This window comes from Halobacillus sp. ABD4_316, from assembly GCF_056161385.1.
This window is the reverse complement of record NZ_JBSWZA010000002.1, coordinates 916344-940442: the sequence shown is the minus strand read 5'-3', so window position 1 is coordinate 940442 and position 24099 is coordinate 916344. Positions and strand designations below refer to the sequence as shown.

24 protein-coding genes and 1 pseudogene are annotated in these 24099 nt (G+C 45.7%); 7 read left to right on the top strand and 18 right to left on the bottom strand.

What is annotated here, in order from left to right; genetic code table 11:
* Window positions 1-9 precede the first annotated feature (9 nt).
* Complete coding sequence (locus ACXAJH_RS11550) at window positions 10-900, bottom strand: COX15/CtaA family protein (RefSeq protein ID WP_027956284.1); 891 nt, start codon at window positions 898-900, stop codon at window positions 10-12.
* Window positions 901-1004: 104 nt separating this feature from the next.
* The gene (locus tag ACXAJH_RS11545) at window positions 1005-1559 is read right to left on the bottom strand and encodes a metal-dependent hydrolase (RefSeq protein ID WP_474969405.1); all 555 of its coding nucleotides are present in this window, start codon (window positions 1557-1559) and stop codon (window positions 1005-1007) included.
* Between the two features lie 85 nt (window positions 1560-1644).
* Between ACXAJH_RS11545 and ACXAJH_RS11540 the strand changes: the two genes are divergently transcribed.
* Window positions 1645-2292: a haloacid dehalogenase type II gene (locus ACXAJH_RS11540; protein ID WP_027956282.1), complete on the top strand. Its 648-nt coding sequence runs from the start codon at window positions 1645-1647 to the stop codon at window positions 2290-2292.
* A gap of 25 nt (window positions 2293-2317) precedes the next feature.
* On the opposite strand, the gene ACXAJH_RS11535 is transcribed toward ACXAJH_RS11540, so the two are convergent.
* From ACXAJH_RS11535 to ACXAJH_RS11525, 3 genes are all read right to left on the bottom strand, one after another.
* Entirely contained in the window at window positions 2318-4390 is a 2073-nt protein-coding gene (locus tag ACXAJH_RS11535) for a PAS domain S-box protein (protein WP_474994046.1), read from the bottom strand.
* A 153-nt stretch (window positions 4391-4543) separates the two neighbouring features.
* Window positions 4544-5383 carry an ABC transporter ATP-binding protein gene (locus ACXAJH_RS11530; protein WP_027956280.1) on the bottom strand — a complete coding sequence of 280 codons (840 nt, stop codon included), beginning with the start codon at window positions 5381-5383 and terminating at the stop codon, window positions 4544-4546.
* 293 nt (window positions 5384-5676) lie between these two features.
* Window positions 5677-6240 (bottom strand): TetR/AcrR family transcriptional regulator, encoded by a 564-nt coding sequence (locus ACXAJH_RS11525; protein WP_474994044.1) that lies wholly within the window; start codon window positions 6238-6240, stop codon window positions 5677-5679.
* Between the two features lie 186 nt (window positions 6241-6426).
* On the opposite strand from ACXAJH_RS11525, the gene ACXAJH_RS11520 reads away from it, so the two are divergent.
* The gene (locus ACXAJH_RS11520; protein ID WP_474969408.1) at window positions 6427-7110 is read left to right on the top strand and encodes a Crp/Fnr family transcriptional regulator; all 684 of its coding nucleotides are present in this window, start codon (window positions 6427-6429) and stop codon (window positions 7108-7110) included.
* Between the two features lie 143 nt (window positions 7111-7253).
* Here the strand turns inward: ACXAJH_RS11520 and ACXAJH_RS11515 are convergent, their stop codons facing one another.
* On the bottom strand, window positions 7254-7538 hold the full coding sequence (locus ACXAJH_RS11515) for a hypothetical protein (RefSeq protein WP_474969409.1): 285 nt from the start codon (window positions 7536-7538) through the stop codon (window positions 7254-7256).
* An 825-nt stretch (window positions 7539-8363) separates the two neighbouring features.
* Between ACXAJH_RS11515 and ACXAJH_RS11510 the strand changes: the two genes are divergently transcribed.
* A complete protein-coding gene (locus tag ACXAJH_RS11510; protein ID WP_474994042.1) occupies window positions 8364-9731 on the top strand; it encodes an alkaline phosphatase in 1368 nt (455 codons plus the stop codon).
* A gap of 224 nt (window positions 9732-9955) precedes the next feature.
* Here ACXAJH_RS11510 and ACXAJH_RS11505 read toward each other — a convergent pair.
* A pseudogene (locus ACXAJH_RS11505) lies at window positions 9956-10093 on the bottom strand (transposase); the annotation flags it as partial.
* Window positions 10094-10536: 443 nt separating this feature from the next.
* Here ACXAJH_RS11505 and ACXAJH_RS11500 point away from each other — a divergent pair.
* Together ACXAJH_RS11500 and ACXAJH_RS11495 are read left to right on the top strand one after the other, a co-directional pair.
* Window positions 10537-11088, top strand: coding sequence for a TetR/AcrR family transcriptional regulator (locus ACXAJH_RS11500; RefSeq protein WP_474971056.1), 552 nt, complete (start codon window positions 10537-10539; stop codon window positions 11086-11088).
* 158 nt (window positions 11089-11246) lie between these two features.
* The gene (locus ACXAJH_RS11495) at window positions 11247-12365 is read left to right on the top strand and encodes an MFS transporter (RefSeq protein WP_474971055.1); all 1119 of its coding nucleotides are present in this window, start codon (window positions 11247-11249) and stop codon (window positions 12363-12365) included.
* 357 nt (window positions 12366-12722) lie between these two features.
* Here the strand turns inward: ACXAJH_RS11495 and ACXAJH_RS11490 are convergent, their stop codons facing one another.
* From ACXAJH_RS11490 to ACXAJH_RS11460, 7 genes are all read right to left on the bottom strand, one after another.
* Window positions 12723-13340 carry a YczE/YyaS/YitT family protein gene (locus ACXAJH_RS11490; protein ID WP_474994040.1) on the bottom strand — a complete coding sequence of 206 codons (618 nt, stop codon included), beginning with the start codon at window positions 13338-13340 and terminating at the stop codon, window positions 12723-12725.
* A gap of 206 nt (window positions 13341-13546) precedes the next feature.
* Window positions 13547-13984, bottom strand: a complete 438-nt coding sequence (locus ACXAJH_RS11485; RefSeq protein WP_474994038.1) for an OsmC family protein — start codon at window positions 13982-13984, stop codon at window positions 13547-13549.
* A gap of 141 nt (window positions 13985-14125) precedes the next feature.
* Window positions 14126-14281, bottom strand: coding sequence for a hypothetical protein (locus tag ACXAJH_RS11480; RefSeq protein WP_474994036.1), 156 nt, complete (start codon window positions 14279-14281; stop codon window positions 14126-14128).
* Window positions 14282-14432: 151 nt separating this feature from the next.
* Window positions 14433-14603: a hypothetical protein gene (locus ACXAJH_RS11475; protein ID WP_474969415.1), complete on the bottom strand. Its 171-nt coding sequence runs from the start codon at window positions 14601-14603 to the stop codon at window positions 14433-14435.
* Window positions 14604-14622: 19 nt separating this feature from the next.
* Window positions 14623-15000, bottom strand: coding sequence for a permease (locus tag ACXAJH_RS11470; RefSeq protein WP_474989716.1), 378 nt, complete (start codon window positions 14998-15000; stop codon window positions 14623-14625).
* The gene (locus tag ACXAJH_RS11465; protein ID WP_027956271.1) at window positions 15000-15206 is read right to left on the bottom strand and encodes a helix-turn-helix transcriptional regulator; all 207 of its coding nucleotides are present in this window, start codon (window positions 15204-15206) and stop codon (window positions 15000-15002) included. The genes ACXAJH_RS11470 and ACXAJH_RS11465 overlap by 1 nt, the downstream gene beginning before the upstream one ends.
* A gap of 108 nt (window positions 15207-15314) precedes the next feature.
* Complete coding sequence (locus ACXAJH_RS11460; protein WP_474969417.1) at window positions 15315-15680, bottom strand: MerR family transcriptional regulator; 366 nt, start codon at window positions 15678-15680, stop codon at window positions 15315-15317.
* 92 nt (window positions 15681-15772) lie between these two features.
* Between ACXAJH_RS11460 and ACXAJH_RS11455 the strand changes: the two genes are divergently transcribed.
* A complete protein-coding gene (locus ACXAJH_RS11455) occupies window positions 15773-16534 on the top strand; it encodes an SDR family NAD(P)-dependent oxidoreductase (protein WP_474969418.1) in 762 nt (253 codons plus the stop codon).
* A 36-nt stretch (window positions 16535-16570) separates the two neighbouring features.
* On the opposite strand, the gene ACXAJH_RS11450 is transcribed toward ACXAJH_RS11455, so the two are convergent.
* Window positions 16571-18121 carry a PH domain-containing protein gene (locus ACXAJH_RS11450; RefSeq protein ID WP_474994034.1) on the bottom strand — a complete coding sequence of 517 codons (1551 nt, stop codon included), beginning with the start codon at window positions 18119-18121 and terminating at the stop codon, window positions 16571-16573.
* Window positions 18118-18612: a PH domain-containing protein gene (locus tag ACXAJH_RS11445; RefSeq protein ID WP_474971052.1), complete on the bottom strand. Its 495-nt coding sequence runs from the start codon at window positions 18610-18612 to the stop codon at window positions 18118-18120. Before ACXAJH_RS11445 ends, ACXAJH_RS11450 begins: the two co-directional genes overlap by 4 nt.
* Before the next feature lie 164 nt (window positions 18613-18776).
* Between ACXAJH_RS11445 and manA the strand changes: the two genes are divergently transcribed.
* On the top strand, window positions 18777-19736 hold the full coding sequence (manA, locus tag ACXAJH_RS11440; RefSeq protein ID WP_474969421.1) for a mannose-6-phosphate isomerase, class I: 960 nt from the start codon (window positions 18777-18779) through the stop codon (window positions 19734-19736).
* A 29-nt stretch (window positions 19737-19765) separates the two neighbouring features.
* On the opposite strand, the gene ACXAJH_RS11435 is transcribed toward manA, so the two are convergent.
* Both ACXAJH_RS11435 and ACXAJH_RS11430 read right to left on the bottom strand, forming a co-directional pair.
* Complete coding sequence (locus ACXAJH_RS11435) at window positions 19766-21724, bottom strand: fructose-specific PTS transporter subunit EIIC (protein ID WP_474994032.1); 1959 nt, start codon at window positions 21722-21724, stop codon at window positions 19766-19768.
* Between the two features lie 87 nt (window positions 21725-21811).
* Entirely contained in the window at window positions 21812-23755 is a 1944-nt protein-coding gene (locus ACXAJH_RS11430) for a BglG family transcription antiterminator (protein WP_474969424.1), read from the bottom strand.
* Between the last annotated feature and the right edge of the window lie 344 nt (window positions 23756-24099).

The following is a 24099-nucleotide window of genomic DNA, read 5'->3' as shown; positions in this document are numbered from 1 at the left end:
CTCGTGCTTTTATTCTACCGTTAAGGACTTTTTCTGAAGTTTGAACCAGTACCCGCCAAGGATACAGGCGCCAATGGTCATCGTTATCGTGGAGATGATCATATGGATGGAGGATGCCAGTACGACATTCCCTGTCACTACAATAATGAATCCAACGGCCGCATTCATCAGGATTGAAATCAAATACAACCACGACAGCGAGATGTGATATTTGAACCTGGATGCGTAAATGACAAAATAAACAGCGGCTACAATAATGACGACCGTCGCCACCCAGTGAAGCGAGTAGACAGCATTCGCCATGGATTCACTCGTAATCAAATACTCCACAGCAGGAATGTCCATCATCACATTGCTGGCACGGCTGTGTTTGAAGAAGGCGCCTAAAATCACCTGCAGGACATACAGCCCATAACCGATCAGAAACGTCCGGTAACTCATCGCAATGGAGGACCAGCGGCTCCTGTCCAGCTCAATTTTCGTCTCATGCAGACTGTAGCTCAGCAGCACAAGGACGACTAAAAGAAGCTGGCTGAATGTGACATCAAAGGTCGTAAATCCAGGCGGTGTTCCAAGCAGCACGTTCAATCCGCCAATAATGGACTGAAGAACGAGCAGCGCCAGGCTGAGAACAGCGAGAACAAATACAGATTTATTTTTTCGGTACTTATAAATGGCTCCTATCGCATTGAGGCCCGTCAGTACAATAAGCAGCGGCACCATCAACCGGTGGGAATATTCGATAATGACGTGATAATCCGTGAAATCAGGAATGATCCGGTCATTACAAAACGGCCATGACGTTCCACACGCATCCCCGGAGTCTGTCGCAACGACAAGATTTCCCAGGATAAGGGCGAGGAACGTGACAAACGTTGTAAGAATAGAAAATTTCTTCATCGTCTTACCCTTTCTCTATTTAGATCATGACATGTAACAGAAGAATTACATGTAAATCATATCATGAAAACAGTGGATTCGATAAAGGAAAGCGCACCCAACTCTCATGAACTTTTTGTGAACGAACGTTTGTCCTTCACTTTTTTCACGAACATATAGAGAAGTGAGAGGACGATGAGCGTCGTATTAACAAGGGAAAAAGCCGCGGCATGGTAGTCATCGTCCCAATAGGAAACAGGTCCACGGAACGTGTAGCTGCTCACTGGGTAAAACATCGGCACAGCATCCTCCACATGGGTGAGCAGGTCCAGAACGATATGCCCGAGCCACCCATAGGCGAGGGCTGTCCATGCGTTCAATTTCCTCCCTTTCCAAACGAGCAGCACGATAAAAACCACTGCCCAGACGAAAACAGAATGACCGGCCTGGCGCAGGATAAAGACGACCGGGTGTTCAAATAGATCGTAGACCAGACGGAACAGCGAGCGCATCGGGTTCTCATCATCCGCTACCTCCCAGGCCCTTCTACTTACGCTCAAATATAAAAACATGACATAATAAACGATGTCTGGAAGGATACTCCCGAACACGAACCACCCGGTATATTTCTTTTTCCGGGTGGCGAAAAAGGTCCAGTATCCATGGTGTAACGTGTTCATGCGTTCATCTCCCTTATCTTCTCTCGACCATTGTTTATCCTTTCAGCCGCGAGGGAAACATACAACATGGAAAGGAGTCGAAGTTATGTATAAAGCTTACGTTTTTGACGCGTACGGCACAGTCTTTGACGTGCACAGCGTGATGGAAAAAATTCATCAGTTCTATCCGGAAAAAGGAGAAGCCATCAGTCAGAAATGGCGCAGTAACCAGATTCATTATTTCCTTGTCCGTCAACTGATTCAAGATTACCGTCCTTTTACGGATATTACAAGATGGGCGCTTCTTGATGCCCTGTCCACAAGTGGTGTGGAAGTGAAAGAAGAGGTCGTGAGTGAGCTGATGGAGGAATATCAGCACCTTTCCCCTTATGAAGAAGTTGCTTCTATGAGCGAAAAGCATCCGGACAAGACGTTCACCATCTTTTCAAATGGAACGACATCCATGCTTGAACCGCTCCTTGAAAATAACCAGCTGTCCGATACCTTCCAGCTGCTGAGTGCCGATGATGTCCAGGTGTACAAACCGCATCCGGAAGCTTACGCGTATGCTCAGGAAAAACTCGGACTGAAAAAAGAAGAAATTCTATTCTTCTCCAGCAATCCATGGGACATCACTGGAGCCACTTCCTACGGGTTCCATACCGCCTGGGTGAACCGGAAGGAACAAAAGTGGCCGGAACTCGGCATCGAACCCACTTATATCATTGATAACCTGACAAATATCCCACAATAAAGGAGTCCATTACGGACTCCTTTTCCTATAGATCTTCAAAAAACAGCACTTGGTTTTTCCCTTTCTTTTTACCTTTGTATAAGGCTGTATCAGCAGCTCGGAACAACCCTTCATGCGTTTCTCCGTCCTCCGGAAAGCAGGCCACACCGATGGAAAAAGACGTCCGGATTTCCATTCCTCTGACATAGTAAGGTTCACGAAGCTCATTTAACAATCTATTCGATACATCACGAATCAGACGGCGGTCCTTCAGCTCTTCAACCAGGACGGAAAACTCATCCCCGCCGATTCTCGCCACAGAGTCGCCTCCTCGAATACAGGAACGGAGCCGTTTTCCAACCTCCCGTAAAAATTCATCACCCATGTCGTGGCCATATTGATCGTTGATGCCTTTGAAGCCGTCACCATCCAAATATAAAATCGCAAACGCCTGTCCTGTCCGCTGCCCCTTTTCAACAGCTTTCCATACGTTCTCCTCAAAAAGAAGACGGTTGGGAAGACCGGTTAAATAATCATAATAGGCGAACCTCTCCAGCTTCTCTTCATAACTTTTCTGTTCCGATATGTCCCGGGCCACTACGACGATGTGACTGACTTCATGATCATCATCAATGACAGGGGTTGCGCGGCACTCAAACCAGACAGGTTCACCGTTGAAGCTTGTCAACTTCACTGTAATGGTGAATCCTTCTTTGGTTCGGCAGCTCTTGATAAAACGGTCCGTCAGACGGCTCAGATCTCCACGTTCAACCTTCTGCATCAGGCTTTCTCTGGACCAGCTCATAGGATCTTCCCCGAAAAACTCCTGTTGGGAAGGCGAGGCGTAGATCAGAGCGCCTTTGGGAGAGAAGACAGAAATCAAATCATTGGAGTAATTAGCGATCAAGCGGAAACTTTCCTGACTCTGGCGCATTCCTTCATAAGCTTTTTCTTTTTCCGTAATGTCATCCAAGATGGCATAGATGCCTTCTTTCTTGTTCTGAATGATAATCGGGACTAAAGAGATCTGGAGGATTTTCTCCTCTCCTCCTACATCCACAACTGTCCGGAACTGACCGCCGGTGTCGAAGAATGAACCATGAATTTCCTTTCGCACAGCGCCTTCCTGTTCTTTGGAAATCAATTCCATAAAGGACGTATGCAGCACCTCATGTCCTTCTTTTTCAAGCATTTCAAGGCTGGCCGGATTCGCTTTGGTTATGGTACCGCGGAAGGTCAGTGTTAAAATGGCCTGAGGATTGTGTTCAAACAAGGAACGGTAGCGTGATCGACTGCTTTCCCGTCTCAGCTCCTCATTCTTCTCCTCTGTCACATTCCGGATGATCGAACTGACCCCGATGGTTTCCCCTTCTTCATTCTGGATGCGGGAAACACTGACAGCCACATCCAGCAGCGAACCATCCCGTGATTTCCGGGTTGTTGTCCAGGCCGATGTTCCACGTCCTGCCAATGCCTGCTGGACGAGTTCACATGCTTCATCACTCAATTCTTCCGGCACAAACGGATAGGAGCTTCCAGATAGATCTTCTTTCGAAAAACCGTAAAGCTCCGTAAAAGCCTTGTTCACATCCAGTACGCTCCCATCTGTACCCAGGATGATAACGGCATCCGTCGTATTTGTCATCAACGATTTGTATACCGCATTCATACTTCCAAGCGCCTCTTCCTTTTCCATCACCTCAGTAAGGTTTCGCGTCACCGCCAGAATATGTGTCACGTCCCCCTCTTCGTTCAGCGTTGGTGTCAAAACCGAATGACTCCGGAACACCTTCCCGTTCACCATGATCTGATCTTCGTACGTAACCGGACCCTTTTTCTGAACGGCTTCTTCGTACGCGTCAATAAGTGATGGTGCTGCATTCTCATCCAGTACTTCTTCTATGTATTTTCCTTTCCACACTGCGCCACCGGCCAGGGAACCCTTTACAGCTGACTTGTTCATATACCGGTATTTGAAACGACGAGGGCCTTCTACGTCCATTAAAAATATAAAATCAGAAATCCCGTTCATCAACATGGGAAGCAGATCATCATAGGGAATCTGACCGCTGATGCCCTCCATAGTTCCCATACCTTCTGCTTCTTCTATCTGTTTCACCTAATTCCTCCCTGTTTCCTATACATGAATCTTCCATATATCTAAGGTTTTACTGTCTCTTCTGTACACTTCTATTCAAATGAACCAATCCCCTTGTTCCAAAGAAAAAACAGCCACAAAAAAAAGCAGCCGAACGTCCGGCTGCTTTAAAATCTATACGGTTTGTTTCTGCTGGGCCTGCGCTTCCGCCTGTGCCTGTTTAATCAGACAACGTCCCTTTCCGTGTGGAATACACATCGGGGTGCCGAAAAGAGGGTCTTCCCTCACATCACAGACCATTTCAAATACATGCTGCATCATATCACAGGTCACGACATCCTCGGGACGCCCCTGTGTATAAACCGTCTTATCCTTAACTGCAATAATATGATCCGCATACCGGCATGCCAGGTTAATATCGTGCAGAACCATCACAATCGTCCGGCCATTATCCTGGTTCAAATCGAAAAGAAGATCCAGAATTTCAATCTGATGGGTCATATCCAGATAGGTCGTCGGTTCATCAAGAAGGAGCGTATCCGTATCCTGAGCTAGTGTCATGGCAATCCAGGCACGCTGCCGCTGTCCTCCGGATAAGGAGTCCACAGAGCGGTCCTTCAATTCCATAAGATTCGTGTCGTTGAGCGCACGCGTAACCGCTTCTTCGTCATCATCCGACCAGCGCTTAGCAAATCCCTGATAAGGATAACGCCCCTGCTTCACAAGCTGGTACACAGTTAATCCTTCAGGGGTCGTTGGACTTTGTGGAAGAATGGCCATCTTCTTGGCCACGTCCTTCGTCCTCATTTTGGAAATATCCTTCTGATCGAGTACCACCTGACCGGATTTCGGCTTTAACAGCCGTGCCATCGAACGGAGAAGTGTCGATTTGCCACAACCATTCCCTCCGATCAGGACCGTCACTTTCCCTTTCGGTATTTTCACATCAAGAGAGTCAATAATGACCGAGTCCCCATATCCAAGTGTGAGATTGTTTGCCAATAAGGTATCCATGACCTGACCTCTCCTTTTTTTCTCACTAAACCTTTACACCGTCTACTTTATCTAAAGACCTCATTCAACGTTCAGATAGGTCTTCGTGTTCATTCATATATATAGATGTTGAATTTTTTAGAAAACTATCATTTTCCTACTATCTAGTGTATGGGCTTACGTATAGTGTGTCAATGAATTTGAGAATCATTGTCATCTGGTTCATGGAAAAGTGTATGCCTTTTTCCATCGCGAAAGAACCATGGAGGGGGGCGTTTCCCATTTTCCATGTATTAAAAAGAGACCCGCAGCCTCTATGAGCTGCTGATATATTCCTGCCGGATGCCTTCAATAATATCAAGGAGAACCTCGGAGTCCTGATTGTTCTTCATAAGAAGAATCGCCCCTTCAATCTGAGCGACAACCATCCGCGCTTTCTGTCTTGCCTGCTTTTCACCTTGAAGAGCTTCAATCACCTGTGTCAGCTCTTCAATCCAGTCAGAGAAAATACGGTTGATTTTCACACGGAAATCTTCATCATGCTCACTCATCTCGAGCGCAAGATTTCCAAACGGACAACCGTGAAGCTTTTCCGGCGTTTCATGAAACTGAATCGCCCACTGAAGCATTTCTTCCATTTTCCTCGCTGGGGATCGGCCGGATTTTAGAATGCCTTCAATCAGCTCGTCCTGCCACATCTGCGCATAATGATCGACTATGGCCAGCCCAAGCTCTCTTTTCGAAGTAAAATAATGATAAAACTGGCCTTTGCCGATCCCGCACGCTGCCAAAATGTCACTCAGCTTTGTCGACTCATAGCCTTTCGCATGAATCAGCTTAGCGGCTGCCCCTATGATTTGTTGTTTTTTTTCACTCATCTGCCTCACCTTCCTGCAGTTATACCAACCAGTTGGTCAAGTTGTATAATAATAACACGCCTGCAGGACAACAGACAATGCTCTGATCCGCACATTGCCCAGGTCTCTGCCATCCTGCTATCATAGAGAAAGATTTCCCTGTCTTAACCATGATTCAATTTCAGGGAAGATATGAGGTGAACACGAATGGATAAGCTGACCCTGCTTTCCCAGATCAGTTTGTTTGAAGAACTATCCAAGGATGAATTAATGAGTATTGATCAAATGAGTGAAATGAGCCCCGTAAAAAAAGGAACGGTGATTGTTTCTCCTGATCACCCTATGGACGTGCTTTTCCTTTTGAAGAAGGGACAGGTGCGCTTGTACCGCATGAACGAAGACGGCCGCCAGTTTACGGTGGATATATTAGTAGACGGCAACATTTTCGGAGAAACCTCCACCATCAGTCTGACGGATGATCAAACCTATGCAGAAGCTATGACCGACACGTATCTCTGTACGCTCAGCCATGAGGACTATGAAAGCTTCATCAAGGAGAATCCGCACGTAGCCCTGAAACTGATTGACATTCTCTCCTCCCGATTGAAGGATGTTTACAGCCTGAGTGAAAAAATCGCCCTCAGTGATGTGAAGCAGCGGCTCCTTTACCTGCTGCTCATGCTGAGTCAGAAAACCGGCCGCCGGAAGAAAAACTGGCAGACCATCGAAATGAAACTCACCCACCAGGATCTCGCCAACATGATCGGAGCCACCAGAGAGACGACCAGTGCGATGATGAGTCAATTGAAAAAAGACGGGTATATAAAAAAAGTCCGCTATCTTTCCATCGATGCGGATAAAACAGAAGAATTGCTGCATGGAAACTCTTGAAGCTGAATAATTCCCTTTTATTCCATTCGGTGCGGATGTTCAAATAAAAAGAGGAACTCCCCCATTCGGAAGTTCCTCTTTTCATATCGGGCAGATGCCACTAATGTTTCCTATTTCCATCTAAAAGAGGGATAGGAAAGTGGTTATGTTTTCCTTTTCATTTCCAACAGTACAGGTGCTGTATTCAGTATGATAGAAACAATTGTCAAAGACCACAACGCCTCTTTCATCCCGGGCACGACATCTAATAAAGCAGCCCAGTCTTCCGCTGCCACCCACCGGGATACAAGACTGTATTCAGCGCAGAGGGTTAGTGAAGTGAAAGACAACCCAACTGCCATAGCAAACTTATATTCCTTTCCTGCTATATACAGGTATACGTTGATGATTGTTGCCACTATCGATATAACGGCAAATAGGATCCACATTTAAAAACCCCCCCTCAGGACAGAAAAAAACATGTTCAACCTATGTATATGGAGTCAGGAGTTCCTTTCAAATAAAAAATGTATGAACAAAACACCTCCCAATAGTAATGGAAACCCGATGAGTATGAAATAGATATTCTTTGGAACTTCAAAAATACTTGCTGGATAACTAAACAAAAACATGTAAATGATGATCAAGGGGTATTTACAAGAACTCTTCATTGGAACACTTCTTCCATTTAATCCTTAGTTTAGCGAGTACCTTTATCTGACCAATGGCTCATGAACAATAAATAGTCATTCAATCATATCAAACCTATGCCCAACTAGAAATTGCAACCAAATCTCCGATAAGTATCTCATTCATCTTGAAACATTATAGAAGGGTTACTAAGACACGTTCAGGAACTATTCAAACACAGGATAGCATCTATCCGTAAACAAAATAAACAACCGGGCGCTCCTCCTAAGAGTGTTTTATTTTTCTCCTGCCTTGTAAAAAATCTGCAAGAGGCCCATGCGCTTGTATGAATGCGCTGCTCATGGAGATTACCCTGTAATACTTACAAAATCCCTCCACTACTTCCTCCTATAGCATTCCTTCCAAAGTCTGCACCTAGGTAAAGTTCAGTCTTGATATTACTAACAATAAGAACTGCTAAAAGGAAGAAAAACATTTTGTGCAGGGATTAATCCCTGCGCAAAAGCTGTCTGATATTTACACATCACATGAAATTTTTAAATGAATTTCATCCTTCGTTAAAATTAACGAAGGATGGACTTGGTATACTGTTGATGCATCACATCAGTAAAGGGCGTGTACATATGTTTAAAAAAGCCGGTGTTTTTATCATGAGTGCAAGTTTGATTTTGGGCGCAGGAGTTGGCTGTGTTCAACAACCTGATGCGCAGGAAGGGGACGGAAAAGAAACCCCCGACCAAGCGGGTCCTCCCCAGGAAAAAGTCGACAACGTGATTTTTATGATTCCTGATGGTTTTAACACGGATTACGCTACAAGCTACCGATGGTATAAGGGGGAAGATGCCGTTTGGGATAAACATTTGAAAGGTCTGCACAAAACCTATTCAGATGATTCCAGGGTAACCGACTCCGCTGCTGCCGGAACAGCAATGGCAGCTAGTGTTAAAACGAACAATGGTACGATAGGTTTAGATAAGGACGGAAATAAAGTGAAAACAATCCTAGAGGCTTCAGAAGACAAAGGGAAATCAACAGGGTTAGTTGCAACATCTACGATTACCCATGCGACCCCCGCTGCATTTGCCTCCCATGTAAAGTCACGTGATCATCAGCCTGAAATCGCCAGGCAAATGCTGGATAACGATGTCGATGTTATGCTTGGTGGAGGTAAAGATTTCTTCCTCCCAGCGTCTGAAGGCGGCGAACAGCAAGATGAGAATCTATTAGAGCAAGCGGAGGAAGCAGGTTATAAAAACGTGGAAACGCGCAGCGATTTAATGGAAGGCAAGGATATTGATGTAGAAGAAGGGGAAAAGCTTCTAGGTTTATTTGCAGACGGCCCCTTAAAACCCGAACTGGAGCGTGAAAATACAGAACAGCCAAGTCTCTCAGAAATGACCGAACGTGCAATTGACCTCCTTGAAAAAGACAAGGATGGGTTCTTCCTAATGGTTGAAGGCAGCCAAATTGACTGGGCAGGCCACGATAATGATCCCACTTGGGCATTCAAGGATACAGCAGCATTTGAACAAGCAGTGGAAAAGGCCATGGAATTTGCTGAAGAAGATGGAAACACTCTCGTAGTCATAGCCGGTGACCATGAAACCGGCGGTATGACCGTTGGATCTAATGGCGAGTATGACACCAGGCCGGAGCTTGTAAAAGAGGTTACAGCAACAGGTGCATTCATGGCTGAAGAATTAAACGAAAATCGTTCCAACGTTGAAGAAGTCGTAGAGAGTCAAACACCATTTGACTTGTCCGAAGAAGATGTTCAAAAAATCCAGGAATCTGAAGATCCAAAACTTGCCATTAACCAATATGTGAGTGATAAAGCCCTTGTCGGATGGACCAGTACTGGACATACAGGTGTAGACATTCCAGTTTATGCCTACGGACCTCAGTCCAATTCCTTCAGCGGCCTGATCGACAACACCGATCTTCCTAAAATTATGGCAGAAGCCCTGAAAGTAGATTTAGAGGATAAGTAAAATAAAAACAACAGCCCTATGGCTGTCGTCAGCTTGTAGAGAAACCCCATGTTTTTCTGCAAGTTTTTTTGTGCAGTTCGTGCGGTCGAATACCACTCGCTTTCCGCGGACGAACGCCCGAGCCTCCTCGTGAAAACCCACACTGCGGGGTCTCGGGTCGCCCGTTTTTCCGCAGGAGTCTCCTGGTATTCGCCCGCCCTTCACCGAAAAAGACTCTCCTTCACCTATCTCACCCTGGATAGGTGAAGGGCAATCTTTTTCATGTTTTGGCAGGCCGCCGTCAGTAACGCTTGTTCGCGCACATTCTCTTTTCCGCGCAAGCGACAGTAACGCAGCCCGTGCCGTTCTTTTGAATCTGCGAATCTGCATAGGGCACAATCTCTCTCCTCTATATTCTAACGTCGTCACGAGGAGCGTTTGGTGGTGACACAGCGCGAGCCGAAGATCCACTTGGTCCAGTGGTCTTCTTGACCAAGTCAGCAGAGGCCGTTCCCGCGGCAGGCATCCACCGATAAGCGGAACGTGCCCTCTCAACATGACATACTATGACGAACTGTTTCTACAGACTGTTACAATCGGCTTCGAAAATGTGGATGTATTAGAAAAGGATGGAGGAATGGTTAGTTTTTACATTGAAGCATTCTTACCTTGCCTTTTTAGATATAGAGCCAGCTCTGATCGCTTAATTCTAAATAGAAACCCATAGAAATCAGGAAACCACTCCTGTTTACTTTGACTTCTACTATTATAGATGCTACGTTGACAATAGAATGAACGTTCTATCTAAAGGAGGTTTGCTTAACCATTGAGTGAGAAGCGCAAACAAGTATTAAATACTGCCGAACACCTCTTCTATACTTATGGATTTCATGGAGTTGGTTTAAAACAAATTGTTGATGAAGCAAATGTTGCGACGATGACGTTGTATAATCACTTTTCCTCTAAGAACAAGCTTGTAGAAGAGGCTGTCAAAAACCGTGAAGAGCGGTACTGGGCATACATTTGTTCTGCATCCGAGGACTATTCTAACGATACATTTGTACGGATTGCCCAATTACATGGAGCATTCTTAAAAGAAGTATCCCCTCAAGGTTGTATGTTCCTGCGTGCCATTGAAGTATATCAGGATACAGACAAGAACATAGCAGATATTGCCAAAAAGCATAAATCAAAAGTCCTTGAGTATTTCGAGACACTTGCCATTCGCAGCAATATCAAAGATGAGAAGAACTTTGCTTATGAATTTCTTCTTATTATTGAAGGGGCTACATCCATGGCCCAGATTACAGATCCTACACAAGCCACTGATCATGCAGTTACCATGACAAAAGCTCTTCAATCCCATTTCCTAACGTAAACGGCATCCTTTCGGATACCGTTTTTTCTATAAGTAAATCCTTGCCCCATAAAGAAGAGTCCATGGTAAAAACATACAGCTTGTCTGGATCAATACTTGTAACTTAGATAGAAAGAACGTTCTATCTAAAGTATAGAAACAAAGGAGTATCACAGCTTATGAATTTCACGAGACTCGTCTTTCCAGGCGTAACTATGATTGCAGTAACTTATGGATTAGCAAGGTACAGTTTCGGATTGTTGCTCCCCAACATTTCCCATTCCTTTCAAATGTCCGATACACTTTCCGGTATCATTTCTTCTCTATTTTACCTTGCCTTTTGTTTTACCATTGTTTATTCTACTGTCCTGACAACTAATAAAGGGCCTAAACCTATGATTATGCTGGCGGGTGGTTTTGCTGTTAGTGGTATGCTGATGATCAGCGCTTCCTTAAACGAATGGATGCTTGCGGCAGGCGTTCTCCTGGCCGGGGGAAGTACAGGGCTCGTGTCTCCTCCGTACGGATCAGCTATTGCTCATTGGATAAAGGTACCCTTACAAGGAAAAGCCAATACATGGATAAACTCCGGTACTAGTCTAGGTATCGTCGCCACAGGAGTTGGCGCCCTTCTGCTGCCGCTTCATTGGCGATACACTTACTTACTCTATGCTCTTATTGCTTTACTCGTTTTATGGTGGAATTATCGGATTATCCCAAAACCTGACGATTCCTTAAAGGTTCAACGCGGGATATTATCGGCAAAAGGATTAAAAGGAGCTACATCGATCATCACCGCGGCTGTTCTAATGGGGATTTCAAGTGCATGTTTTTGGACTTTCTCCAGGAGTTTCATAGAAAGCAGCGGTGAATTCAGTACCCTCGTATTATCTCTATTCTGGGTCACGATCGGACTCTTCGGTATAACCAGTGGTTTAGGCGGCACCGTTATCGAACGGATCGGGCTCCAATCCAGTTATACCCTATTTGCTATGATGATGGGAGGAGCTTCGTTTCTACTCACCTGGGCATCTGACAGCATTCCTATGATATTAGGAGCAGCTGCGTTATTCGGCACCTCTAACTTGTTTATATGTGGCTTGCTTATCGTCTGGGGAATCCGTGTATTTGAGAGTAATGCTTCTTTAGGTATAGGTTTACCTTTCATTATGCTTTCCTTTGGCCAAGTGATAGGGTCTATCCTTGCAGGCAGTATGATTGAATGGGTTGGTTATGCTGTGACGTTCGCAGTATTTGGAGCTATCTCTATCGCAGGATCTTCTTTACGGACAGCCTAGAGCAGACTTCCGCCATGACAGATCATAGAAAAATTCGGATCTTTTCTTCGTTGAAATCTATAACATTAAAAGAAAATGAATGCGGTATATGACTGGAAAACTAGATTTAAAAAATCCCCCTGCTAAGTTCATAATGATATGCATAGCAAAAAGCTTCCAATTTAATGGAAGCTTTTTTGTGTGTTGGGATTTTAAATAACGAACGCCCCTCTTGTCTTGAAGCATAGGTAGGACTTCCATGAAGAACTACACTCTCCATGGAGGTATAATTGCCTTAACACTCTTATCCCTTTGAAATGGAGTCCGTTCTGTTTCTAAAGAAAAAGTCAATTCTCATTAGAATTGACTCTTCAGCAGTTAGGAAGTACTTGCGTATTGTCGTTCATTTGTAGGTGATAGCAGATCATTCCATCGTTCATAGAAGAATTGAATGGATGGACCTAGTAAGAACGAGATAACGAACGTTCCGATTCCAATTGGCCCCCCAAGCAGGAACCCGATGACAAGCAAGGAAAATTCATAGAGATTTCGGTTTACTTTAAGAGAGAGTCCATCTTTCTTCATCAATGTTTGCATAAGTTCATCAACAGGGATTTTAGGGAGATTCGTGTGCAGATATGAGCCAATGCCAATTCCCATGAAAGCAATTCCAACGAATAAGAGTCCCCATCTTAAGGCGAGCGACTCCAGCTGGAAATCTATAAGAAGGAAATTCCACAAGTCGAGGGTTACCCCTCTCAGAACAATTGGAATAAATACAAATAAGGATGGGATCGTCTTTCCAAGAATACTATTTAAAAGAATTACCGTTACATGGACTGTCATCATTCCTACCCCTACACTAATTGGTATATGGGAGGACAAGCCTACCGCGACACTGTCTGTCGTGCCAACCCCAACATCCGCTTTAATGAAAAACGCAATGCCCAGGCTCGAGATGAGTATACCGAACACATATAAGAACAACTGCTTCATACACTTGTCCCTCCTTTTTCATTCTGAATAAGCCTTTAAACAGTAACAGGACTTTCCGATGCATTCAATAAAAATGCCTTTCTTGAAAAGGTATGTCCCTTTCTCCCAAGCCTTCAGTATACAGGGACGGTCTGTCTCCACCTGTAACCCGCCTTACAAAAATAAACACCCTTTAAGATGACACTTAAAGGGTGTTGGAAAAATATTTATGCTTTAACCCAGTTCGGGATCATTTCAACGTCAGCCGCTTTTAGTGTTGTATACACAGGGCAGCGGGAATCAATCGTTTCTTGGAATTGAGCCAGACGCTCTTCTGATTCACTTGTGTGAACAGTCGCGTTTACGGTGATTTTCTGGAAGTAAGGGCGGACGCCTTCTTCTCCCATCATACCGCGGGGATCCAGTTCTCCGTCAATTTCGAAATCGATGCCTTGAAGATCGAACTCCATTTCTTTGGCTACGAAGTTTGCAATCGCGTTTTCACACCCTGCAAGAGATACAAGAAGGGTTGCAAGTGGGTTGGCACCTTCGTCGGTTCCTCCCATTTTTTCAGGTTCATCAATGAAAACCTTATGCTCTCCGGAAACACCTTCTGTTTTCATACCTTTAGATACTGCTGTGATTTTTTCGTTCATTTTAGCCATGGATCATTCTCCTCTCGAATCTTTCTTTTTTTATAAGTGATAGTTAGACCAACCGGTTGGTACAGAAAAAATATATCAGTTGTATCATATCTTTGCAACATTCCTGCTTCACATTCATAAGACAGCTTACACTTTCCTGGTTTATCTGGGGCAGCACCAGCCTGGATCACAGCCACGAACACAGCCTTCTACTTTTAGAGAAGCCTGGAGCTGGTCTTCTTTCTCCGATTCTCTCTGAGTCAGCTTTTGCGAAGCATGGGCTTTCTTCGTGACCTTGGATAACATCCACTTGATCATACCAACACCTCTTTCGTGGTCTTGGGTCTTCTCTTGAAGACAAATCCAATGTAACACGGGAGAGATCGATCCACTACCACTGCGCTCAGAAGTGTAAGCTGTCTTACACAAAAAAAAGCGGAATCCCCGTGTGCCGGTCCGGGAAAAATGATCATGCTCCCCAGGCAGCGACACTGAACGCCAAGAGGAAGATAAAAAGCAGGAAAACTGTGATTTGGTAGAAGCCTTTTTTTGATAGAGATCCATTCGTCGTTTCCTTTTTCAAAATATAATAGCTGATGCCAAATGTGATTAAAAACACAACAGGAAAAAACCAGCTCATGAGATCCTCTCCTTTTGCTTCAATATTTACGTGCCAGGAAAACAAGCAGCAGGAACAAGGTCGTCATACTCAAGGCAATGATCAGCGAAAGAACGCTGGACACGTCCATCGTCAGGACATTCAGCTCAGCTAAAAGGGAAAAGACTAACATATACCCGATGCCGGCCGTAAAGGCATAAGAAACAGCTTTCTGACGAATGGACTTCATCCGTTCATCCTTCTGTTTAAACTGTGGGTACAAATAACTCATGCAGAAGGCAAGCACCGATAAAGAGAGCATCGAAAAAGAATGCCCCTGTACAGCCCCGTCAGCCAGCAGTCCAATGATCAGTAAAGAAAGTCCCATAGCCCCGAGCAGTGATCCTAAAACGATGAATGTCCTTGGATAATGATCCATTATTCTCGTCCTCCTTCGCGGTAAATAAAAATATCTTCAATAGAAACACCAAACGTTCGCGAGATCTCAAAAGCGAGAGGGAGGGAAGGAGAATACCTGTTTTTTTCTATGGAAATAATCGTCTGTCTCGACACATGAAGCTTTTCTGCGAGTTTGTCCTGTGACCATCCATGTTTTTTTCTAAATTCAGCCAGCCGGTTTTCCACACCTCCACCTCCAATTATCCCCATTTTATTGTAAAGGGAACTTAACGTCAAGGAACCTTTACAATAGTGATTAAAAAAATCCGGCATTTGCCGGACCTGCTTACAACATTAATTCAATACACCTTTCATCGCTTCCTTATAAGCGGCAACCTTTTTCGTCAGCATGTCATCCGTCGCCTTTAAGGTTTCAATCTGGCTCTTAATGTACTGCTGATGTTCTTCAAGAAGCTTCAGCCTGTCTCCGGCTGTGTGCTCACCTTCCTGAAACAGCTTGGTATATTCTTTGATCTGCGTCACAGGCATCTGTGTTTCACGCATTTTTTTTACGAACTGCAGCCATAGGATGTGCTGCTCATCGAATTCCCTGACTCCTGCTTCATTTCGATGCGGGGCAATAATGCCTTCTTTTTCATAGTAGCGTAGAGTATGAGCACTCATGCCGAGTTTTTCGGCCGTTTCACTGATGGTATACATCGGCTTCCTCCACCTTTACAGTTATGATTTGACTTAGAGTTCTCTCTAAGGTCTACAATAACAGTGTACTAAAATTATTGGAGGGATCAATCATGAAATATACGGTCATTACAGGAGCAAGCTCAGGTATTGGTTATGAATCGGCACTGGTTTTCGCAGGACGAGGAAAAAACCTCGTCATCGCCGCCCGCAGAACAGAGCAGCTGGAACAGTTGAAAAAAGAAGTCCATGACATCAACCCGGATTTGGATGTGATTATCCGTGAAGTTGACTTATCCATTTCAGAAAATGTTTACAGCTTTTATGAAAGCCTGAAAGACCTCGACATTGAGACCTTCATCAACAATGCCGGCTTTGGAAACTTTGCAGCGGTTGGAGAACAGAAGCTTCCTAAAATTGAATCCATGCTCCGCTTGAACAACGAAGCCCTTACGATTCTTTCATCCTTGTATGCCCGGGATTATGCAGATGTCGAAGGAACGCAGCTGATCAACGTTTCTTCCGGCGGAGGCTATACGATTGTAGCGGATGCTGTGACCTATTGTGCAACGAAATTCTTCGTAAGTGCCTTCACAGAAGGTATGGCGCAGGAGCTTGAGGACAAAGGAGCGAAGATGCAGGCAAAAGTCCTTGCACCGGCTGCAACAGAAACCGAATTCGCCGACCGTTCCATGGACACCGAAAACTTCGACTATGAAGGAAATATTCCACAGTTCCACACAGCAAAAGAAATGGCCCAGTTCATGCTCGACCTGTATGACAGCGACAAAGTCGTCGGTATCGTCGATGGTGAGACCTATGAATTCCAATTGAAGGATCCAATTTATCCCTACGCGCGTAGAACACGCAAATAAGGACAAGCCCCCTGTTATAAAAGCAGGGGGCTTTTTTTAAGAAGCTCTTCTTTTATGATCTCTATGGGTATACCATACCTTCAAACGTTCAGCGAATGCTGCCGGCACATCTTGCACGACCGTTTCACGCACAGGGGCAGCACGGTTGATTAAGGTAAGCGAAGCGAGCCCTGATTTCTGCTGGAAATAGTCCCGGGATACTTCCACTTCGATCACTTTACTTCGCTTAGAAAGATACAGCGTCTTTGTGAATCCGCCTGTCTGGGTTTGGATGAACGTGTCATCCATTTGGAAACGGGTGTGAAGATACCCTTGGATGCGGGACAGGATAATGACAATGAAAAGACCTGTTGAGAACGCCCACCACGGCAGATCGATATGAAAAGGCGCTGGTTTAAAGATATACAACCCCGCCGTTGCTGCTATCCATAACCAGCTGGGACGAAGCAGACGGATATAAAGGGACTGACGGGGCAGCTTTTCCATATTCTTGAGCACACGATATTTCGGAAGCATTTCATGAACGAGACTATAGGCACGCTTCAGTGGTAGAAATGGATACAGGGATGTTACTTCCTCCCCTTCCTTTTCACCGGCAATGACCAGTTTTAATGAAGCAAAACCGAGAAGCCGTTTCATGAGGGACTGCTCAATTAAGACGGCCTGCACGTTTTCCTTCTCCACAGAAAGGTAATCCTGCTCCCAGGCTCCTTTTGTTATCAAGATCCTTTCTGATGTTGAAGCCAATTCAAACTTCCCATACTTCTTATATGTACGTACGATTCCAATTACAAATCCTGCAGCGGCCAGGAAGGCAAGCGCTCCTGTAATCATCCAGATCGACGATAAAATGCTCTCGAACAGCCCGTTCACCTGGTTTTCAAAATGCAGATCCTCCGCATTGGAAAGCCACGACCCTGCAAACGGCACAACCGTAAGAAAACTGAGAGACACAAGGGAGGCCTTCATGATATCCTTCTTCGTCGGTGTATAATGAATTGTTTTCTCCCCAGTCGATCCCCTCGGCACCGGTTGCCCAGCGGGTTCTTCCGATTCCACTCGCTCTATTTCCTCCTGATGACTGAGATCCTCGGAAAAAACCCCCTCTCCTTGGGACGTTTCAAATTCAACAGCTGTTTGTTCCTGCTGTACGTGCTGTTCAATGGATAACGCCTCCGATGGTCTTAAAACATCAAATCGGATGGTGCCGTCACGACCTTCTGAACTTGTTTCCAAAGTAAGGGAGGTCATTCCGGTCAACCGATGCACCCATGTCGTCTTTCTTTTCACCTGCTGAATTTTTGAATAAGGAATCGTACTTGTCGATGTTGTAAGAAGTTTCGATGATACAACAATTGCCGAAGGGAGAATCTCATACGTTTTTGCATACCACTTGACCGGAATATAGAGAGCGGAAAAGGTAACAGCTGCTGGCAGGACATACCGGCCATAGGTGAACAACCATGCGCTTGAATCCACCTTTAATACAAAAAACAGAAAAAACAAAGGGACACTCGTCTTGATCAGATGGATGTAATCATGAAGCATGGCCTTCGGATGATATCTGCTTCTACCTTTCCCTATCATTCATCTTCCTCCTCTACATTGGAGTATAGAGCAATCTGCTGCCGCAGTTTTTCTGCCTCTGCCTTAGGTAGAGCAGGAATGACGTGCATGCGTCCAATGGTACTGACTTCCACAGAAGAGAGGTCATATTTTTTCAGCAGAGGTCCTTCATTCGTAGAAACAGACTGGATCTTCGTCATCGGAATGACCTTGTATTCTTCTTTTAAGGCCCCTGACTTTATATAAAGGAAGTCTTCATTCATTCCGTACCGCCAGTGCTTATGTAATAAGTTCACTTTAAAAAAAGCCCAGATCACCCCTGCTGCTGTTAAACCAACAAGACCGTACAGAACCCACCCGGTCCAGACCGGCCAGGAAAACACGCGGTCCAGAATAAACAAGAGAACCAGCACAACTGTTCCGATGATATTCTCAATAATTTCCTTCCATATCCACACTTTTATACTGTCCTTGGATAACCGCTGTAATGGGGGTTCCATCGTCACTTCCATAAGGCAGACACTCCTTCACTATTTTCCTTTATCTTCCTATACGATGAAGACTCTGTTTCGTTTCACTCTTTTTCAAAAGCCTGTCTCTACAAGGAAATATTTGATATAATTTAGTCGATTTACGTAAGCGGTTTACTCTATCACACAGATAAAGGAGTTTGGCTATGTATACAGATTTAATACGACTATCCCCGATCTTTAAGGAAAAAGTGTGGGGCGGCAGTTCTCTACATACGAATTTTGATTACGATATTCCAAGTGACCACACAGGTGAATGCTGGGGAATCGCCTCCCATCCGAGCGGATCCTCCACGATTACGAACGGACCGTTGGCAGGCTGGACACTGATGGACGCCTGGAAGGAACATAAAAAAGAATTGTTCAATGAGGACAACGATGAGAAGGCCTTCCCGCTCTTGATTAAGCTTCTGGATGCCAATGATGATCTATCTGTGCAGGTGCACCCCAATGACGCCCAGGCCCATGTGCTTGAAGATAATGAAGCCTATGGAAAAACAGAGTGCTGGTACATTGTGGACTGTAAGGAAGACTCTGAAATCGTTCTCGGTCACCATGCAAAAACGCGCGGGGAGCTTGAGGATTATATTGAAAAAGGAGACTGGGATGGGCTTCTGCGCCGCGTACCTGTCAAACCAGGCGATTTCTTCTTCGTCCCCGCCGGCACGATTCACGCCATTGGAGAAGGTATTGTGATTCTTGAAACCCAGCAGAACTCCGATACCACCTACCGCGTGTACGATTATGACCGCCGGGATGACCAGAATCAGACGCGTGAGCTTCATTTAGATAAAGCCGTCGAGGTCACAACAATTCCAGATGAAAAACAGGAAAATGATTTTTCTTATAAGCAGGACCAGGACCTTTCGATTACCACTCTGACGGAAAATGATTTTTTCACAGTCTTCCATCTCGATCTCAATGGTGCCTATGAAAGCAGTAAACCGGCCGATTATCTGCTGGCTACCATCCTGGAGGGCGAAGTGACTTTCACAGGAACAGACACACAGCTCCTGAAAAAAGGCGATCATGTTATTCTTCCTTACGGGTTGGAAAACTTCAAACTGGAAGGAACGGCAAAAGCCATTGTTTCTTATCCAAAATAAAAATCAGAGGGCCTCAGGCCCTCTGATTTTTATTTGACTTCTTTTAATAACTGATAGGCTTCATCGGTTGATGTGACCTGTAAAAGCTGTTCCCTGTAATGATCATCCATTAATTTTCTGGACAGCATCTGTAGAATTTTCAGGTGCTGCGTTCCTTCACTTTCCTTCGGTACAACAATCATGAAAATCAGCTTGGCTTCTGTGCCATCAAGGCTGTTCCAGTCGACACCATCCCTTTTCACTCCGAAGGCGACTCGTGGTTCTTTCACAGCGGTCGATTTGGCATGCGGAATGGCTATGTTCATTCCGATGCCTGTGGATCCTTCCGCTTCGCGTTGTAAAATCGCCTCTTTAACATCGGTGCGGGACGTCAAGACATTCTCTGCTGCTAGAAGATCAATCAACTCATCAATGGTCTGTTCCTTTGATTCTGCCTTTACGTTCACTTGGATCAGGTTTTTATTCGTGAGCGAATGAAGGTCTGCGTTTTCCTCTTCCGGCTGCGGCTGTTCTTTCACGGCCGGTTTTTCCTCTTTCACCGTTTCCTCTGCTGCTGGCTGCGTCTGCACTCCCGCCAATGCAGGTTCTACAGCTGCTTCTTTTTTCAAAAGGTTCACGGTAATCGCTGTTACAAAACTACCAACGATAATGGCGACGAAGAACATGAGGACGTTATCCACAGCTCCAAGCACACCGACAATCGGTCCGCCATGGGCAACACGGTCACCTACTCCGCTCATCATGGCGATAACAGCTCCGACCATGGCACCGATCATGTTACTCGGGATGACACGGAAGGGATCCTGCGCAGCAAATGGGATGGCTCCTTCTGTAATTCCAAAAAGCCCCATCGTAAAGGATGCCTTTCCTGTTTCCACTTCCGTTGCCGCAAACTTCCGGCGGTTCAAGAAGGTAGCGATCCCCATACCGATCGGCGGAACGGCGATCGCGACGGCAATCGGACCCATAATTTCATAGTTTCCTTCTGCAATCATGGCTGATCCGAACAGGAAGGCGACCTTGTTGACAGGTCCCCCCATATCAAAGGCAATCATGCCGCCTAAGATTAAAGCAAGCAGAATGGAGCTTGTTCCCTGCATATCCTGCAGCCACGTTGTCAACGACTCAAAAATCTGGGCGACCGGTGCACCTACGATCGTTACGAAAATCAATCCAACGGCAAGGGAAGCAAGCACCGGGATGACAATGATCGGCATAATCGGCTGGACGACACTCGGGACTTTGATTTTCTTAATCCACAGGGCAATGTAACCTGCAAGGAAACCAGCTATGATTCCTCCAAGGAAGCCAGCTCCGGCTTCACTGCCGTAAAAGCTTCCGTTCATGGCAATGTACCCGCCAACCATCCCCGGCGCAAGACCCGGACGGTCTGCAATACTCATGGCGATAAAACCAGCCAGGATCGGTACCATGAAGCTGAACGATGCAGCACCAATGTTTTCAATCGTCTTCCAGAAGGAATCTTCCGGAATTTGAATGCCTTCCGGTGTAGATGTGCCGCCAAGCGTGAGCGAAATGGCAATCAACAGTCCTCCGATGACAATAAACGGAATCATGTAGGAAACCCCGTTCATCAAGTGGCGGTAAAAGGCATTCTGCCCTTTCCCACCGGATGCGTTTCCAGCATCTTCATTGGAGCGTTGACCGCTTTCTTCATGGACGGATGCCTGACCATCAATAATCCGCTGAATCAATCTTTCAGGAGTGTTAATCCCCTGCTGGACACCGACAGCTACAAGTGGCTTGCCGACAAACCGCTCTTTATTGACTGTTTTATCAGCCGCAATAATCACCCCGTCAGCTGCATCGATGTCTGCCTGCGTAAATTCATTTTCCACCCCGATGGACCCCTGGGTTTCAATCTTTATATCGATGCCCATCGCATCGGCCGCCTTCTGCAGGTTTTCTGCCGCCATGTACGTATGGGCGATGCCGTTGGGACATGATGTAATCGCTAGAATCTTCATAAGCTTCCTCCTCTTGTTATCGCTTACTTATACTGTAGCAAACAATAAGGGAGGAATAATTTTTATATCTTCCACAGGCTGTGGTACTTATGGATTATTGTAAAGCGCATTCATAAATGTTGCGGCATCTTGCTGTTCAGCCAGCTGTTTTACGAATGAAGGGTTTGACGTTAACGTGTGGATTTCCCTGAACAACTGCCGGGCTTCCTGTGTGTTTTCATAGTTCATCGCAAGAAGCAGGACGACATGCACCAGCTCACCATCCCACTCCACAGGTTCAGGAAAGGCGGCCACTGCTATGGCGGAGCTGTGCACATCTTCCGCCCGGCCATGAGGGATGGCGATTCCGCCGCCAATGGCTGTAGAAGACAAATATTCCCGGTGCAGACAGGATTGAGGATAACCTTCTTTCACATACCCTTTTTTCATAAGCAGGCGGGAGAGTTCCTCGATCACTTCATATTTAGACACCCCGGACTGCCCCGTTTGAATGAGAAAAGGCGACATGTTCTGAAGGAGAACGGATTCTTTTCCCCTTTTTCTATCAGAGGTTCTCCCCTGCTCCAGCTGCTTGATGAGACTTTTTACATGCGACTGATCGTCCGCTTCAAATAACGGCGAAACGACGACAGCAGGAATGTCCAATTCTTCAATCGGTACTGTAGAGATAATCCCGTCTACACGATGCTCTTTTGTGAACGAGCGCAGCCGGTGCGCCGCAATACTGCCGTGAATATGGATATCTGGAAACAGCTTTTCCATCCGTGCTGCCAGCAGCTGAGAAAGTCCCATCCCCATATGACAGACGATCACCACTTCCACTTTTTCCTTTTTCACGGTTGCCTTCCTTTCCAGAGCCGCCTGGAAATGCAGCACTAAATAGGCGGCCTCCTCTTCCGGAATCGGGTAGAGAAGCTCTTCCTTGTGCTGGTCTAAAATCCAGACAAGCGTATCAAAAAGGTATGGATACTTTTTCTTGATGGTCATCAGTAAGGGATTGGAGATGGACAACCCGTAGGAAAGGCGGGCCAGCGTCGTTTTCAGATGTACAAATAAATGATCACGCAGGACTTCGTCTTCTTCAAAACGGTACCCGGTCTGGGCCGATGCTTCTGTCACCAGCCAGTCGATAATGTTGGAAATTTCTTCGGGAAGCTCCGGTGTAAGACCTTCCCTGGATGCCGCATGAGTTTTCGCACTTCTCAGATGCATGGTCAAATAGAGGACTTCCTCCCTTGGGAACGTCATCGCAAAAACACGCTCCAGACGATTACACATTTCTTCCGCCCACGGAAATTCTTCGTGGGTCCGGATCGACTGGACATCTTCTTCCGGCAGCGAAATGATCTGACCAAGCTGAACCCTCTTAATCATAAAAGCGGTATGGAGAAGCAGGGATTCGAGGGCTGCATCAGTGAAGTCGACCTGATGTTTTTCCTGAAGGGCTGCCAATTCGTGCTGAATCGTCCGTATGAAGAAGGAATCAAAAAGAACCTTTGTTACATCTTCAGCGGGGCCTTCCAGTGAAGAAAGTCCTGTCACGGCCTGACGGATCTGTTTTTCCTCTCCGGAAATATATACGCCGATTTTCTGCTTGCGGACCATTTCCAGATGATAAGGGTGCAGCCATGTTTCGATTTCATCCAGAATATTTCGGACACCGGTATGGGAAAGGTAGTAGTCTTTCCGCAGCTTCTGGATGGTGACCGGGCGTGGGGCGGACAACAGGGCAAAGGCGATTTTCGTCCGGAGGGAACGATCCTGCGCTTCATTTTGAGGAAAGGAATGATGGAGATGGTCGATCAACAGGGCGTTGTCAGCTTCTTTAATCGCAAGCCGCACCCCGCGGCCGGCTTTTTTCTCAATGACACCCGTCCGTCCCTGCTCGTCCAAATAATCCTGAACGGCCGGCAGATGATTCCGAATGGCTTTATCTGAGTATCCGAGAGACTCCGCAATCTTACCTGTCGGGATGAACGTGTTCGGCATCCCGGTAAAATAGTGGAGGATCTGCTGTTGGATTTCCTTCATAGGTATGTTCTCCTTTGCCTCTTTTTTCAAATGGATTGAAAGGGATCGTCTACCTTTCATTCTACCTCGTTCGTGACATTTTGACTACTTTCGACATTAATGACAAAACCCTCTCCATTTAGGAGAGGGTGGTCTTCGGAAAAGATGATCCGCATTTTTTTAATGGATGTATGAAAGGTAACCATTTATCTTGTTCCATTGAAAATCCATCGGGGATTTGAAGACAAATACTTGGTGAACAGCCTTTTATCCAAAGAACAGCGTTATCATATACCTCTTTAAGTCCTGGAACGTTTTACTCTTGATTAACCTTATTCCAAGTTGGATAACTTCTCTTGTCAGAG